General features: G+C 69.8%; 12 protein-coding genes and 1 tRNA gene. 9 read left to right on the forward strand and 4 right to left on the reverse strand.

Annotated features, from left to right (window positions below; genetic code table 11):
- Nucleotides 1–57: 57 nt before the first annotated feature.
- On the forward strand, nt 58–720 hold the full coding sequence (locus EK403_RS01625; protein WP_128775752.1) for a response regulator: 663 nt from the start codon (nt 58–60) through the stop codon (nt 718–720).
- A complete protein-coding gene (locus EK403_RS01630) occupies nt 717–2084 on the forward strand; it encodes an ATP-binding protein (protein ID WP_128775753.1) in 1368 nt (455 codons plus the stop codon). Before EK403_RS01625 ends, EK403_RS01630 begins: the two co-directional genes overlap by 4 nt.
- 21 nt (nt 2085–2105) lie before the next feature.
- On the opposite strand, the gene dsbD is transcribed toward EK403_RS01630, so the two are convergent.
- The 3 genes from dsbD to EK403_RS01645 form a co-directional block, all read right to left on the reverse strand.
- Nucleotides 2106–3890, reverse strand: coding sequence for a protein-disulfide reductase DsbD (dsbD, locus tag EK403_RS01635; protein WP_164919458.1), 1785 nt, complete (start codon nt 3888–3890; stop codon nt 2106–2108).
- A 274-nt stretch (nt 3891–4164) separates the two neighbouring features.
- Nucleotides 4165–5499: a sensor histidine kinase gene (locus EK403_RS01640; protein WP_128775755.1), complete on the reverse strand. Its 1335-nt coding sequence runs from the start codon at nt 5497–5499 to the stop codon at nt 4165–4167.
- Nucleotides 5496–6155: a response regulator transcription factor gene (locus EK403_RS01645; RefSeq protein ID WP_128775756.1), complete on the reverse strand. Its 660-nt coding sequence runs from the start codon at nt 6153–6155 to the stop codon at nt 5496–5498. The genes EK403_RS01640 and EK403_RS01645 overlap by 4 nt, the downstream gene beginning before the upstream one ends.
- 144 nt (nt 6156–6299) lie before the next feature.
- Between EK403_RS01645 and EK403_RS01650 the strand changes: the two genes are divergently transcribed.
- The 7 genes from EK403_RS01650 to EK403_RS01680 all read left to right on the forward strand — a co-directional run bounded on the left by EK403_RS01650 (nt 6300) and on the right by EK403_RS01680 (nt 13509).
- On the forward strand, nt 6300–6644 hold the full coding sequence (locus EK403_RS01650) for a PepSY domain-containing protein (protein WP_128775757.1): 345 nt from the start codon (nt 6300–6302) through the stop codon (nt 6642–6644).
- A gap of 199 nt (nt 6645–6843) precedes the next feature.
- A complete protein-coding gene (locus EK403_RS01655) occupies nt 6844–7206 on the forward strand; it encodes a hypothetical protein (RefSeq protein WP_128775758.1) in 363 nt (120 codons plus the stop codon).
- Between the two features lie 42 nt (nt 7207–7248).
- Nucleotides 7249–7719 carry a DUF2271 domain-containing protein gene (locus EK403_RS01660; RefSeq protein WP_128775759.1) on the forward strand — a complete coding sequence of 157 codons (471 nt, stop codon included), beginning with the start codon at nt 7249–7251 and terminating at the stop codon, nt 7717–7719.
- Between the two features lie 11 nt (nt 7720–7730).
- Complete coding sequence (locus EK403_RS01665) at nt 7731–9938, forward strand: PepSY domain-containing protein (protein ID WP_128775760.1); 2208 nt, start codon at nt 7731–7733, stop codon at nt 9936–9938.
- On the forward strand, nt 9919–10923 hold the full coding sequence (locus EK403_RS01670) for an FAD:protein FMN transferase (protein ID WP_128775761.1): 1005 nt from the start codon (nt 9919–9921) through the stop codon (nt 10921–10923). Before EK403_RS01665 ends, EK403_RS01670 begins: the two co-directional genes overlap by 20 nt.
- On the forward strand, nt 10910–12811 hold the full coding sequence (locus EK403_RS01675; protein ID WP_128775762.1) for a heavy metal translocating P-type ATPase: 1902 nt from the start codon (nt 10910–10912) through the stop codon (nt 12809–12811). Before EK403_RS01670 ends, EK403_RS01675 begins: the two co-directional genes overlap by 14 nt.
- A complete protein-coding gene (locus tag EK403_RS01680; protein ID WP_128775763.1) occupies nt 12808–13509 on the forward strand; it encodes a VIT1/CCC1 transporter family protein in 702 nt (233 codons plus the stop codon). The genes EK403_RS01675 and EK403_RS01680 overlap by 4 nt, the downstream gene beginning before the upstream one ends.
- Nucleotides 13510–13841: 332 nt before the next feature.
- Here the strand turns inward: EK403_RS01680 and EK403_RS01685 are convergent.
- Nucleotides 13842–13916 (reverse strand) — tRNA-Gly (locus EK403_RS01685).
- Nucleotides 13917–13996: the final 80 nt, after the last annotated feature.

The following is a 13996-nucleotide window of genomic DNA, read 5'->3' on the forward strand; positions in this document are numbered from 1 at the left end:
CTTAAGCGTCGGAGCGCACCGGGCTCGGCGATAGGGGCTTCAACGGGAGCAATCACGATGAGAGTGCTGGTCGTCGAGGACGATCCCCTGCTGCTCGACGGCCTCAGGGTCGGCCTCGGCTTGGCCGGTGCGACCTGCGACGTCGTCTCGTCCTGCGGCGACGCTGAGGCCGCGCTTGCGACGAGCACTTTTGACGCCGTGGTGCTCGACAGGATGCTGCCGGACGGCTCGGGCCTCGACGTGCTGAAGCGTCTGAGGGCCGGCGGCGACCTGACGCCGATCCTGCTGCTCACCGCGCTCGACGAGACGTCGGACCGGATCGACGGCCTCGACGCCGGCGCGGACGATTATCTCGGCAAGCCATTCGATCTCGAAGAACTTGCCGCCCGCATCCGGGCGATCGCCCGACGCGGCGCGGGCCGGGCGAGCGCGACGCTCGCCTGGCGCGACGTGACGCTCGATCCAGCGACTATGACGGCGGCGCGCGGCGGCGCGCCGCTCCCTCTCTCCCGGCGGGAGTTTGCGGTCCTGTCGGCGCTGATGGAGCGGCGCGGCGCAATCGCCTCGCGCGCCCAGATCGAGGACCGGCTCTACGGCTGGCAGGAGGAGATCGAAAGCAACGCTGTCGAGGTGCACGTCCACCACCTCAGGGCGAAGCTCGGCCGCGAGGCGATCGAGACGGTGCGGGGCCTGGGCTACAGGATGGGAGACGGGGCGTGAGATCGCTGCGCGTCCGCCTGTTCGCCACCCTCATCGCGGCGACCGGCGCGCTCTGGCTGATCGCCGCCGCGTGGATCTATGTGGGCGCGCGCCAGGAGGTCGAGCATGTGCTCGACACCCGTCTGCAGGAGGCGGCCCGGATGGTCGCGTCGCTCGTCGCGAGCGGCGACATGCCGGCGAAGCCGAAGGCCGGCGCGCCCGCGACGCTTCCCGCTCTCGGCGGCTATGAGCGGCAGCTGTCCTGCCAGATCTGGTCGTTCGACGACCGTCTCGTGGCACGGTCGAGCGGCGCGCCGGACCAGAAGTTGACCGACGGCGGATCCGGCTTCTCCGAACGCGTCGTCAACGGCGAGCCCTGGCGCGTCTTCGCCGTCGAGGACGAGGCCAAGGGGATTCGGGTGCTGGTCGGCGACAGGCTCGGCCTGCGCGAACAGCTCGTGGCCGACCTCATCAAGGGGCTGCTCTGGCCGGCGGCGCTCATTCTTCCGCTGCTCGGGCTGCTGATCTGGATCAGCGTCGGTCGTGGATTGAAGCCGCTCGACCGGATCGCGCGCGAGCTCGGCCGGCGCGACGCGGAAGACATGCGCCCGGTCGATCCGGGGACCGCGCCCTCGGAGATCCGGCCTCTGACGGTCGCTCTGAACGATCTGTTCCACAAGGTCGAACGGGCGCGTCGTCACGAGCGCGACGTCACGGCCTTCGCCGCGCACGAGCTGCGTACGCCGCTCGCGGGCCTGAAGACGCAGGCGCAGATCGCGGCGGCCGCGAAGGAGCCCGCGATCCGCGACAGGGCGCTGAAGCAGATCCTGTCGGCCGTCGACCGGACGAGCCGGCTGGTGAGCCAGCTTCTCGCGCTCGCCCGGCTGGACGCCGAGGCGAGCCGCGCGGCGCCAGAGACGATAACTCTCCGCGCCGCGATTCAGGACGCGCTCGAGCTTTCGAGGCCAGCGGGGTCGGCGCGGGTCGAGCTCACGGCGGACGCGCGCGTGGCGACGCTCCGCGCGCCCCGCGAGCCCCTCCTGCTGATGTTGCGCAACCTGCTCGAAAACGCCCTCGAACACACGCCGCCGCAGGGCGTCGTCACCTGCCGTATCGGCTCCGGCGGCGCCGCGCTGGAGCTTGTGGACGAAGGGCCGGGCGCGCCGGAGGAAGAGCTTCATCGGCTTACGCAGCGCTTCTTTCGCGGATCCGCCAAGGTCGCGACCGGCGAAGGCGCGGGGCTCGGCCTCGCGATCGCGGCGGCGGCGGCGGAACGATGCGGCGCCCGGCTCGTCTTCGAGAACCGGACGGATCGACCCGGCCTCCTCGCGCGCATCGTCTTCGACCCCGGACAGATCGTCATGGAGCCCGCGGCGGCGGCCTGACGCGGTCGCCTGAAGAGGGGCTCAGCCTCCAGATGTCCGCCGAAGGCTCTCATGGAAAATCTCGACGTCGATCGTGCCGATCGAGCGGAGATCGGACAGTTCCGTCCCCTTCCGGTCATAGAATAGAGCCGTCGGCGGGCCGAAAACCTTGTGGTCCGCCATGATGGCCTTGGCGTCCGAATCGTTGTCGGTGACGTCGACCTTGATCACAGCGAAGTCTTGCAGTGTCGCCTGAACCGCATCGCTTGCCTTCATTGCGGCTTCGTTCTCCGCGCATGTCACGCACCAGTCTGCGGTGAACAGGACGAGGCTGGGGCGCCCGGACGAGCGCGCATCGGTCAAGCGGGCCGCCAGTCCATCGGCGTTGTCGACGGTGACGCTGGTCGAGCGCGCCTCGGCTTGCGCCTGCGCCACAGCGAGACGCGACAGCGGGCGCAGCGCGTCGTCGGCGCCGGAGGCCGCTCCGACGACCAGCGTCGCGCCATAGACAACCGCGGCGACGCCGGCCGCCTTCGAAAGGCGCCGCCCGGCGGCGTCTCGTCGGACGGCGTCGAACGCGCCGAGGAACACGCCGAGCCCGATCGCAAGCAGGGCCCAGAGCGCCAGGGTCGCTGCCGGCGGCGCGACGCGTCCAATCAGCGCGATGGCGACGCCAAGGAACACGATGCCGAAGCCGTGTTTGACCCCAGTCAACCACCGGCCAGACTTCGGCAGGATCTTCGCGCCGAAGACTCCGACGGCCACGAGCGGAGCGCCCATCCCGAGCCCTAGGGCGAAAAGCGCGGAAGACCCCCGCACGACGTCCCCTGTCTGCGCGACATAGACGAGCGCCGCAGCGAGCGGCGGCGTCACGCAAGGGCCAACCATCAGCGCCGAAACGAAGCCGAGCGACGCGGCGCCGAGCACGGAGCCCCGCGCCCACGACGTGAGCGGCGCGATCCGCGACGCGATCGCCGCCGGCGCCTGCAGCTGGAATATGTCGAACATCGACAGCGCGAGCCCGACGAAGACGAGGCTCGCCACGGTCAGCGCCGCAGGCGTCTGCAGGGCGGTCTGCAAGTTTTGCCCCGTCAAGGCCGCAGCCACGCCCAGCGCGCCGTACGCCGCCGCCATCGCCGCCACGTAGGAGAGCGAGAGCGCCAGCCCCCTGCGCGGCGACAGCGCTTCGCCCGAACGTGCCAGAACGCCGACGAGAATCGGGATCATTGGATAGACGCAGGGCGTCAGCGCCAGCAGCAAGCCGAGACCGAAGAATGTCGCCAGCACGACCGTGAGATCGCCTGCGAGATTGGGCGCGATGCTCAACGTGGACGAGGGGGTCGCGGTCGGCGGCGAGGGTTTGGCCTCAGCGACCTCTCGGAGGTCGGCGGCGGCCTGCGCCGGGCGCGACGTCACGACAGTCCGCGCGCCAAGCTGCTCAATTCCGGCGAGATCGATCTGCTGCGTGACCGGCGGATAGCAGATCCCTTGCTCCGCGCAGCCCTGATAGGTCACCTCGAGCGGCAGGGACGCATCGACCGAACGGGCCTTGATCAACCCGCTGAAGCTCGCGTCGTAGATCTCCACGACGCCGAAGGTTGGATCGTCTTTTGATTTCCCCAACGGCGTGTCCACCGGGACCGGCCGGCCGCCCGACGCCGCCGCGATCTTGTCGCGGTAGAGATACACGCCGGGCGCAAGCGCCCAGGAAAGTTCGATCGTCCCGTCCGACGTCCGGCTCGCGGTCAGCGAGATCGCCTCCTCGGCGGGCGACGGCGCAGGTGGTGCGCCTTGAACCGACGTTGACGTAAAGATGCTCAGAGCCATGGCGGCCGCCACGACAAACCGATCGAAAGACATAGCGGAGCTCCCCGACCAAAGAGCGCCGCGTGTCGACGTCGAAGCTTATGGCGATCTTAAAGCCGGCGACGAGGCTGGCGTGAGGGAGCCTTGCAGGCGGATACGCGAGTTGGGCGGTTTCGATGTGAGCCGCGACGCCGGCGCAGAGCTTCCTGCGCCTGCAAGCGGTTGGACGAGAAAGTGTGTCCAGCGCCTGAGAGGCGCTGCTGCGCTTCCGATCAGCCGGGGGCGTCCTGTGCTCTCAAGGACCGGATGTGGGAAGTCGCAAGACCGCTTCGAAGCCGGAGCCTCGTCCCGGGCGGGGAGACGTCAGAACAAGCTCGCCGCCGATGCGGTCGGCGATCGCGGCGACGATGGCGAGCCCCAGTCCGCTGCCGTCCGCGCCGCCTCCGGCGCGTTCGAACCTCTCGGCCAGCCGCGCCAGCTTTTCGGGGGGGACCACCGGTCCGTCGTTCGCCACCGTCAACGTGCCGCCACCGGTCAGCGACACCTCCACCCGCCCGGTTTCGGAGCCGTGACGCAGCGCATTCTCGGCGAGGTTGCGGCAAACGATCCCGAACGCGTCAGGATCGAGATCCGACGGTACGGGCCGTTCCGGGAGCGTCAACGCGATGCGGCCGGGCGGCTGCGACCTCGCGATATCTTCTATGACAAGCCGCGCGGGGATTCGCAGGTCCGTAAGTCTCTCGAGCCGAAGCCGGCCGCCTTCGGCCCTGGCCAGCTGCATGAGGCGTTCCGACAGGCGGGTGAGCCGCTTGAGCGTCGCCTCGATGTCGGACGCTCGCGCCGCGGCTGCGGGATCGTTGGTCTCCGACCGAAGACGCTGCGCCTGCGCGATTGCGCCGGCGAGCGGCGTTCGAAGCTCATGCGCGGCGTTGGCGGCGAAGCTGCGCTCGGCCTCGAAAGCTCCCTTGAGCCGCTCCAGAAGCGCGTTGAGCGTTGCCGCCACAGGAGCGAGCTCCGTCGGCAGGTCGGCGGACGGCGTCGGTGTAAGGTCTCGCGCGTTGCGCGACTCGATCGTCTCGCGGAACCGCCGCAGCGGCGCGGCGACAGTCCTGACGGCGAGGACGATCGCCAGCAACGCGGCCGGGATCACGACGAGAATGGGCAGTCCGAGGCCCATCTGGATCTCGCGCGCGATGGCGTCGCGGTGGCTGAGCGGTTCGGCGACCGAGATCCGGATGGTCCCCTGGACGGCTTCGTCGTTGTAGATCCTGTGCGTCGCGGTCTGGCGAAAGCCCGGTCCGGCATACGCCGGAAACGCCGCCGGGTCCGCCGCGTGCGACTGCAGCAGGATGCGTCCCTGCGCGTCCCGGACAAGGTAGGTGAAAAACTCGTCGTGCTGGCGGAGCGTTCCGAGCCGCTGGGTGACGCCGTCGTTCTCGCGCCCGACGATATCCACCACGGCGAGCGGCAGGAGGCGCTGCGCGGTCTCCTCGAGCGCGGAGTCGAAGACTTCGTCCATCTCGTGCCGAAGGATCACGGCGGTCACGGACGCGGCGGCGATCCAAAGCAGCGTCAGCAGAAGGCCGAGCAAAATCGCGAGCCGTCCCTGGAGGCTGCGCGGGAGGGTCATGGGGATCCGAGCCTGTAGCCGAGACCGCGCTCGGTGTGGATCACGCCGGGACCGAGCTTCTTGCGCAGCCTGCTGACATGGACCTCGATCGTGTTGCTCTCGATCTCGCGGTCGAAGGCGTAGAGCTTTTCTTCGAGCTGCGATTTGGACAGAAGCTGGCCGGGGCGCGTCAGAAGCGCTTCGAAGAGCGCCCATTCGCGGGCGGTCAGCTGGACCGGCTCGCCGTCGCGGCAGACGCTGCGGGACGCCAGATCGACGTCCAGCGCCCCGTGAGTGATGATTGGGTTGGGATTGCCGGCGTAGCGTCGCGCCACCGAGCCGATCCGCGCCGACAGCTCGGCGAGGTCGAACGGCTTCACGAGGTAGTCGTCGGCGCCCGAATTGAGGCCCTCGATCCGGTCCGACACCTGGTCGAGCGCGGTCAGGATCATGACCGGCGTCACGTCGCCCCGGGCGCGCATCGTCCTCAGGAAACCGACGCCGCGGCCATCCGGCAACATCAGGTCGAGCAGGATCAGGTCGTAAGCGGCGGCCTTCATCGCAGCTGCGGCCGTATCGAGGCGTGGGACCCAATCCACGGAATGACCGTCCGCGGCGATCTGGTCCCGCACCGCCGCGCCCAGGACCGTGTCGTCCTCGATCAGCAGGATCCGCATGACTGTCCGATCTCCTTCGCGACCGCTCTCCATGACGGTTGAGGCTGACGCAAAGCTGACGCTCACAAGCCGCGAGCTTCAGGATATCGTCAGCTTCGCCGCGCAAGTGGGATCAAGCCGGTGTCGCGGCAGGGAGGCTGGCTCATGCAGAGGGCGCTGACAATTCTGGCCCTTCTTGTGGGCCTTTCCGCCGGAGCGGCGCTCGCCGACGATGATTGCTTCGTTCCCATGGCGGACTGGCGGCCGCGGGAGGCGGTGGCGCGCCTCGCGGCGGAGAACGGCTGGACAGTGCGTCGCATCAAGATCGACGACGGCTGCTACGAGATCGAGGGCGACGACGCCGACGGGCGCCGGATCGAGGCGACGGTTCATCCCGCGACGCTTCGGGTGATAGAGTTCCACTATAAGGACGGCGACGGCCCGCGCCGGCCGGATCGGGAGGAGAAAAGCGAGGATCGAGGCCGTCCGCGAGATCAGGACGAGAGGTGACGCGCCGACAATATCCAGGTGTCGTCAAGCTCGCTGAGCCCCGTTCCGGCCGATCCTCTCTTCGCCCTCAAAGGCCCCGCCCTCCCGGCGGGGCCTTTTTCGTTCCTGACGGCAAGCTGAAGCGGAAAGCGATCCGCCGTCAGGAAACCCTCAGGCAGCGTCTCCAGGCTCAGTCCATCAGACGAAGGAGACCCCTGACATGACAAAGACCCTCGCCCTTCTTTTCGCCTCGACCGCGCTCGCGGCGGGCGTCGGGCTGCCCGCCTGGAGCGCCACGCGGACCCCGGGCGACGGCGCCTCGCAGTCCGCCGTCGAACTCTTTGACGTCGGGCGGGAACGGGCTCCGCTCGTCCTGGTCAGCGACGACGACGACCACGAAGACGACGACGATGAGGACCGCGGCGACCGCCGCTCGTCCCAAACTGACGACGATGACGAGGAAGAGGACGACGCCGACGACGATCAGGGCGGCGCCCGCCATCCGGCGCCGATCGCGCCCACGGCCCCGCCGCAGAACGGGCTCTTCGTCAAGGGCGCGCCGCCGCAGGTCCAGGTGAACTGAACCTGGCCGTCGCTCTCCCGATTCGAAGAAGGCTCAACTCCCATGAAACCCGTTCTCGCAGCCCTGGCGCTGACCGCGTCGCTGGCCTTGCCTGGCGTCGCCACGGCTCGCCCGGTCACCCTGACCGCCGCGCTCAACAATTACGGCGGCGACGGCGCCTACCTGGCGATCTATGTCACCGACCCGAAGGGCGCCTATGCCGGCACGCTCTGGGTCTCCGGCGGCAAGTCGAAATACTATCGGCATCTGACCGACTGGCATCGCGCGACCGGTGGCGCCCCCGCCGAGATCAACGGCATCACGGGCGCGAGCGTCGGCGCGGGTCGCACGCTCAAGATCACGCTCGACCTCGCCGACGCGCTCATCGACGCGGGCTACACGCTGCACGTCGACGCAGCCGTCGAAAACATGCGCGACAGCCCGAACGAGATCGCGGCGCCCCTGACGATCGACGGCGCCGGCAAGCCCGTGCGGGGGCGCCGCTACGTCGCCAGCCTCACCTACGACATGTGAGGCCCAAAGCCATGATCCGCGCTCTCCACCGTTGGCCGGGCCTGCTGGCTCTGGCTCTGGTTGTGATTCTGGCGCTCAGCGGCGCTGCGCTGTCGATCTTTCCGCCCGTGGAGCGCCTCGCCTCTCCTCAGACGGAAGCCGATCTGAGCGTTGCCGAACTCGCCGCACGCATCCAGGCCGCATATCCGGGCCTCGAGCGGATCCGGCGCGCGCCGTCGGGCCGGATCATGGCCGCCTGGCTCGATGGCGGCGGGCCGGGCGCTGCGGTCGTCGACCCCGCCACGGGTCGACGCGTCGCTTCAGCTGATCCCGACCAGGCCCAACGCTGGCTGACCAACCTGCACCGGTCGCTCTTCTTGGGGGACGCCGGCCGGATTGCGGCGGCGGCCGGCGCGGCCGCGATGCTGGCATTGTCGCTTTCCGGCGCGGTGCTGGTGGCGCGGCGCTCCGGCGGATGGCGGCGCTGGTTCGCGCGGTTGCGCGGCCCGTTGTCCGGCCGCCTGCATGTCGAGATCGCCCGCGCCGCGGTCGCCGGCCTGGCCTTGTCGTCGGCCACCGCGCTGTGGATGACAGCCTCCACCTTCGATCTTCTGCCCGACGGGGCCGCGTCGCCTGCGATCACGGCCGTGCCGAGCGGCAAGACGGGCTTTCCGATCGCAGCGATCGACCTGCTCAGACGCACCCCCGTTACCGAGTTGCGCGAACTCAGCTTTCCCTATCCCGGCGACGTCTCGGACGTCTTCACGCTGAAGACGGACCGGGGCGCCGGATCCATCGACCAGGGGACCGGAGCGGTGCTGGGCTGGGCCGGCCTGACGGGATGGGAGCGCGTCTCCGAGACGATCTCCATGCTTCATACCGGTCGGGGCGCCGCGGCGTTCGGCTTGGCGCTCGGCCTGATGGCCATGGGCGTGCCGGCCATGGGTGGAACGGGCGTCCTCGTCTGGCTGGCGCGCAAACGGAGCAGCCCGCGGATTCGCGGCAACCAGCCCGCTGGCAGGGCGGAGACGATCCTCCTCGTCGGGAGCGAGGGCGGCAGCACCTGGGGCTTCGCGGCGACGCTGCACAGGGCGCTGACCGAGGCGGGTCAGACCGTCCACGCGGCTCCGATGGCGGCCTTCGATCCGGACCGCTATGCCCGGGCCAGGCGCATCATCATTCTCGCCGCGACCTATGGGAACGGCGATGCGCCCGCCTCGGCCAAGGGTTTTCTCGACCGGCTGGCGCAGCTTGAAGCGGTCCCCGCCGCGCCGCTCGCGGTGATCGGGTTCGGCGACCGCAGCTTTCCCGCCTTCTGCGCCTTCGCGAAAGCTGTGTCTGCGGCGGCCGCGGCGAAAGGTTGGCGCGAACTCGTTCCCTTCGACGCTGTGGACCGCCAATCGCCGCAGGATTTCGCCCGTTGGGGTCGCGCTCTCGGGCAGGCCCTGGGAATCGACCTGGCCCTCGCGCACCAGCCGATTCCAGCGGCCTTTCAGCGGCTCACGCTGATCGGGCGGCGCGATTATGGAGCCGATGTGCAGGCGCCGACCGCGATCCTGCGCTTCTCCCTGCCGAAGGTTTCGCTGTGGCGGCGACTGACTGGAAAGGGCTTCGGGCGCTTCCGCGCGGGCGACCTTCTCGGCGTCCTGCCTGACGGGTCCGGCCTTCCGCGGTTTTATTCGCTCGCGTCCGGGCGTCGCGACGGCTTCGTGGAGATCGTCGTGAAGAAACATCCGGGCGGGCTCTGTTCCGGCCAGCTCATGGCGCTCGAGCCGGGTGACCCGGTGTCGGCTTTCCTCCGCCGCAATCCCCGCTTCCATCCCGCGCCGGATCGCGCGCCGCTGATCCTGATCGGCGCGGGGACGGGGATCGGCCCGCTCGCGGGCTTCGTCCGGGACAACGCGCGCCGGCGTCCCATCCACCTGTTCTTCGGGATGCGCCATCCCGACAGCGACTTCCTTTACGGCGAGGAGCTCGCGGGCTGGCAGGCCGAGGGCCGCGTCGCGCAGCTCGTCACGGCGGTCTCGCGGGGCGCGAAGCCCCATTACGTCCAGGACGCGCTGCGCTCCGAAGGCGCCCAGGTCGCGCGGCTGATCCGGAGCGGCGCGCGCGTGATGGTCTGCGGCGGACGCGACATGGCCGTAGGCGTCGCCGAGGCGCTTGCGGACATTCTCGCGCCTTGGGGAGTGAGCGCCGCCGCGCTGAAGGCGGAGGGACGGTATGTCGAAGACGTCTACTGACCTGGTGCGGCGCGCGCTGAACGGTCCCACGATGGGAACCCTCTGGTCCGCTCTGTTCCATGCGGCGCCGGAACTCGACCCCGGGACCGTGCAGGCGGCGCTGCAGGCTGCGGTCGACGAGGTGGACGCGCAGATGTCCACCTGGAAACCTGACAGCGAGCTCATGCGTCTGAACGCGGCCCCGGTCGGGGAATGGCTCGCGGCGCCGGCTCGCCTGCTGGAGGTCCTGCGCATCGGGCTGGAGATCGGGCGCGCCTCGGGCGCAGCCTTCGACATCGGCATGGGGGATGCGGTCGCCGCCTGGGGGTTCGGCTGCGAGGCTGCTTCGCCCGAGCGGATCCGCGCCGCGATGGCCGCCCCGCGAGGTCCCGCGCAGGAGGCGATCGAACTCGACGGGACGACGGGCCGCGTGCGGAAACGCCGGCCGATCGCCCTCGACCTCAACGGGATCGCCAAGGGCTATGGCGTCGACCGACTCGCGGAAACGCTGGGCGGCTTCGGCGTCGGCTCCGCGCTTGTTGGAATCGACGGAGAAATGCGGGCGCTTGGCCTGAGGTCCGATCGCGAACCGTGGGCCATTGCGGTGGAGGCGCCCGACCCGATGCGCCGCGCGCCGAACTCCATCCTCACGCTTCAGGACGCCGCCGTCGCGACCTCCGGCGACTACCGTCACTGGATCGAAATGCAGGGACGCCGCCTGTCGCACACCATGGATCCGAAGCGCGGCGCGCCGCTCGTGACCTCGCCCGCCTCGGTCACCGTCGTCGCCCGCACCTGCGCCGAGGCGGACGCATGGGCGACCGCTCTCATGGTGCTTGGCCTGGAGGCCGGCGCGGAGATGGCGCGTCACCGCGGTCTCGACGCCCTCTTTCTCATGCGCGATGATGACGGAGCCATCCAGGGGGCAGGCGTCGGACATCTGTTTTCCGAGGGGCCAGCGGCGATCGCCTCGGGCCGAGGAATTGAGGCGCATGGAAGACGCTAGGGTCGACCGGTGGAAGACGGCCCTCCTGGCGCTCGCGGTCGCGGGCCTTGCGGCCGGACTGGCCTTCGTTGTCTCCGGCAATGCCGAGGCGGCTGAGATCGCCTGGTTCGTCGGGGTCGCGCCGGTTCTGGCCGCGCTGTTGATCGAGATCCTGCGCAGCCTGCGCCGGGGAGACGTCGGGCTCGACATCGTCGCGGCGTTGTCCATGTCCGCCGCTCTCGCGTTCGGCGAGGCGTTGGCTGCGGCGGTCGTCGCGGTCATGTATTCCGGCGGCGCCTTCCTTGAGAGCTTCGCCGAAGGCCGCGCGCGGCGCGAGATGAAGGATCTCCTGTCCCGCGCGCCGCGAACCGCCACCCGGCATCGGGATGGCGGCCTGGAGGAGATCCCCCTCGACGCGATCGAGGCCGGCGACCGGCTGCTGATCCGGCAGGGGGACGTGGCGCCGGTGGACGGCGTGATCGCCTCCGACGTAGCCTTTCTCGACACATCAGCCTTGACCGGGGAGTCGCTGCCAGCGCGTCTGCCGCGCGGAGCCGAGGCCATGAGCGGCTCCGCCAATGCGGGCGAGGCGTTCGACCTCGTGGCCACGCGCCGCGCGGCCGAGAGCACCTATGCGGGGATCGTGCGGCTGGTCGAGGAGGCGCAACGGTCCAAGGCGCCGATGGCGCGGCTGGCCGACCGCTGGTCGGTAGGCTTCCTCGTCGTCACCGTCGCGCTCGCGTTCGCCGCCTGGTGGTTCACGGGCGATCCGATCCGGGCCGTCGCCGTGCTGGTGGTGGCGACGCCATGTCCCTTGATCCTGGCGGTGCCGGTCGCGCTGGTGGCGGGCCTGTCGCGAGCGGCGCATTTCGGCGTGCTGGTGAAGGGGGCCGCGCCGCTCGAGACGATGGCGCGGACCCACACGCTGATCCTCGACAAAACCGGCACGCTGACCGACGGGCGCCCGCGGATCGTCGCGTTCGACAGCCATGGCGGCATGGCCGAACAGGATGTGCTCCGCCTCGCCGCCGGACTGGAGCAGGCGTCTCAGCATCCGGTCGCGCGGGCCATCGTGGCGGCGGCCCGGACGCGCGGCATGGCGCTTCCCGTGCCCTCGGACGTCGCCGAGACGCCGGGCGAGGGCGTCGTGGGACTGGTCGACGGCCGCAAGGTCGTCGTGGGCGGTCACGGTTTCGTGGCGAAGCGCGTGCGTCGAATAGTCGACGATCATCCGGCCCTTGAGGCCGGCTCGGTCCTCGTCGCCGTCGCAGTGGACGGCGAAATGGCGGGGCATCTCCTGATGGCCGACCCTCTTCGCGAAGACGCGGGCGCCATGCTCGGCAGGCTCCGTAAGGAAGGCGCTGGACGTATTCTGCTGGCGACGGGCGACCGCGTCCAGGTCGCGGAACGGGTGACGAAAGGGCTTGGTTTTGACGGCGTTCGGGCCGGGCTGACCCCTGACCAGAAGGTTCTTCTCGTCCTGACGGAGCGTAAGAATGGGCCCGTCATGATGGTGGGCGACGGCGTGAACGACGCGCCTGCGCTCGCAGCGGCGGACGTGGGCGTTGCGATGGGAGCCCGTGGCGCCGCCGCTTCGGCCGAGGCAGCCGACGTCGTGCTTCTGGTCGACAGGATCGACCGTCTGGGGATGGGAATCGAGATCGCCCGGCGCTCGCGGCGCATCGCCGTCGAAAGCGTCGTGGCGGGCGTCGGCATGTCCGTTCTAGGCATGGTCGCCGCCGCCTTCGGCTACCTGACCCCGGTGCAGGGCGCGCTCCTTCAGGAAGCGATCGACGTGGCGGTCATCCTGAACGCTCTGCGCGCGTTGCGCATCGAGCCGCACGAGCCCGGGTCGCACCGCGCCCCGGAGGCGCTGGCCGCCGCTCGTATTGAAGGAACCGCGTCATAAGCCGCCTCGCTCACTCCGAAGTCCACATGGTTCAGCGCATCGGCTGGTTGCGCGCCGCGGTTCTGGGGGCGAACGACGGGCTCGTCTCGACCGCGAGTCTCGTCGTCGGCGTCGCCGCCGCCGGATCCGGACGCACGGAGGTCCTGATCGCCGGCCTCGCCGGACTGGTCGCCGGAGCGATGTCGATGGCCGCGGGCGAATACGTCTCGGTCAGTTCGCAGGCTGACGCCGAACAGGCCGACATCGCGCGCGAGACCCGGGAGTTGAGGGAGACGCCTGAGGAGGAGCTCGACGAGCTGACGCGCATCTATGTCGAGCGCGGCCTCGACGAGCCTCTGGCCCGGCAGGTCGCCGTTCAGCTCACGGAGAAAGACGCCCTCGGCGCCCACTCACGCGACGAGCTTGGCATCTCCGAAACCGTGACCGCTCATCCGCTTCAGGCCGCGCTCGTCTCGGCTGTCACCTTCGCCTCCGGGGCCGTCGTCCCATTGGTCGTGGCCCTGGTGGCGCCTGCGCCCGGGATCACGCTCTTGGTCGCGGTCACGACGTTGTTCGGGCTCGCGGCGCTCGGCGGCCTCGGCGCTTCGGCCGGCGGCGCAGGGATCGTCAAGGGAGCGGTTCGCGTCACCTTCTGGGGCGCGCTCGCCATGGCCGCGACCGCCGCGGTCGGGGTGATCTTCGGCGTGACCGCAGGTTGAGGATGGCGTTGAGCCAATCCTCCGCCCGCGGCAGCCAATTTTCCTTGCCCGACCGGACAGGCCGGCGGACCGCACAGAAAGTGGACCGCGAGCTTCATACCTGAATCGTCCGCTTTTGGGCGAGGCGTCAACTTCCACTCTTGACCCCACGAACGGTCTTCCGCCGCACCCTCGCACACTGAAGCGACGGCGCGACTTCATATCGGCTGTGTCGCCGGCCCATGTAACCCGCATGTAACCGCGGCCACTCGGCCTCCCGCGCCGTCTCGGGACCATACCCCGAAAACGACGAAAGCCGCGGAATGTCCGCGGCTTTTCGGCAGTCTTGAGACTGGAGCGGGCGAAGGGATTCGAACCCTCGACCCCAACCTTGGCAAGGTTGTGCTCTACCCCTGAGCTACACCCGCATAGAACCAGTCGGTCAAACGGGGTGGGTGACCCCGCGAGACGCGCTCTATGCCGCAACGGCCGGGCGATTGCAAGGCGG

The organism is Hansschlegelia zhihuaiae (assembly GCF_004103825.1).
GTDB lineage: Bacteria > Pseudomonadota > Alphaproteobacteria > Rhizobiales > Methylopilaceae > Methylopila > Methylopila zhihuaiae.

Excerpts from the sequence above, each read along its gene's own strand:
- EK403_RS01625 (WP_128775752.1), top strand. The coding sequence starts at position 58 with ATGAGAGTGCTGGTCGTCGAGGACGATCCCCTGCTGCTCGACGGCCTC.
- dsbD (WP_164919458.1), bottom strand. The coding sequence starts at position 3,890 with ATGGCTCTGAGCATCTTTACGTCAACGTCGGTTCAAGGCGCACCACCT.
- EK403_RS01640 (WP_128775755.1), bottom strand. The coding sequence starts at position 5,499 with ATGACCCTCCCGCGCAGCCTCCAGGGACGGCTCGCGATTTTGCTCGGC.
- EK403_RS01645 (WP_128775756.1), bottom strand. The coding sequence starts at position 6,155 with ATGCGGATCCTGCTGATCGAGGACGACACGGTCCTGGGCGCGGCGGTG.
- EK403_RS01650 (WP_128775757.1), top strand. The coding sequence starts at position 6,300 with ATGCAGAGGGCGCTGACAATTCTGGCCCTTCTTGTGGGCCTTTCCGCC.
- EK403_RS01655 (WP_128775758.1), top strand. The coding sequence starts at position 6,844 with ATGACAAAGACCCTCGCCCTTCTTTTCGCCTCGACCGCGCTCGCGGCG.
- EK403_RS01660 (WP_128775759.1), top strand. The coding sequence starts at position 7,249 with ATGAAACCCGTTCTCGCAGCCCTGGCGCTGACCGCGTCGCTGGCCTTG.
- EK403_RS01665 (WP_128775760.1), top strand. The coding sequence starts at position 7,731 with ATGATCCGCGCTCTCCACCGTTGGCCGGGCCTGCTGGCTCTGGCTCTG.
- EK403_RS01670 (WP_128775761.1), top strand. The coding sequence starts at position 9,919 with ATGTCGAAGACGTCTACTGACCTGGTGCGGCGCGCGCTGAACGGTCCC.
- EK403_RS01675 (WP_128775762.1), top strand. The coding sequence starts at position 10,910 with ATGGAAGACGCTAGGGTCGACCGGTGGAAGACGGCCCTCCTGGCGCTC.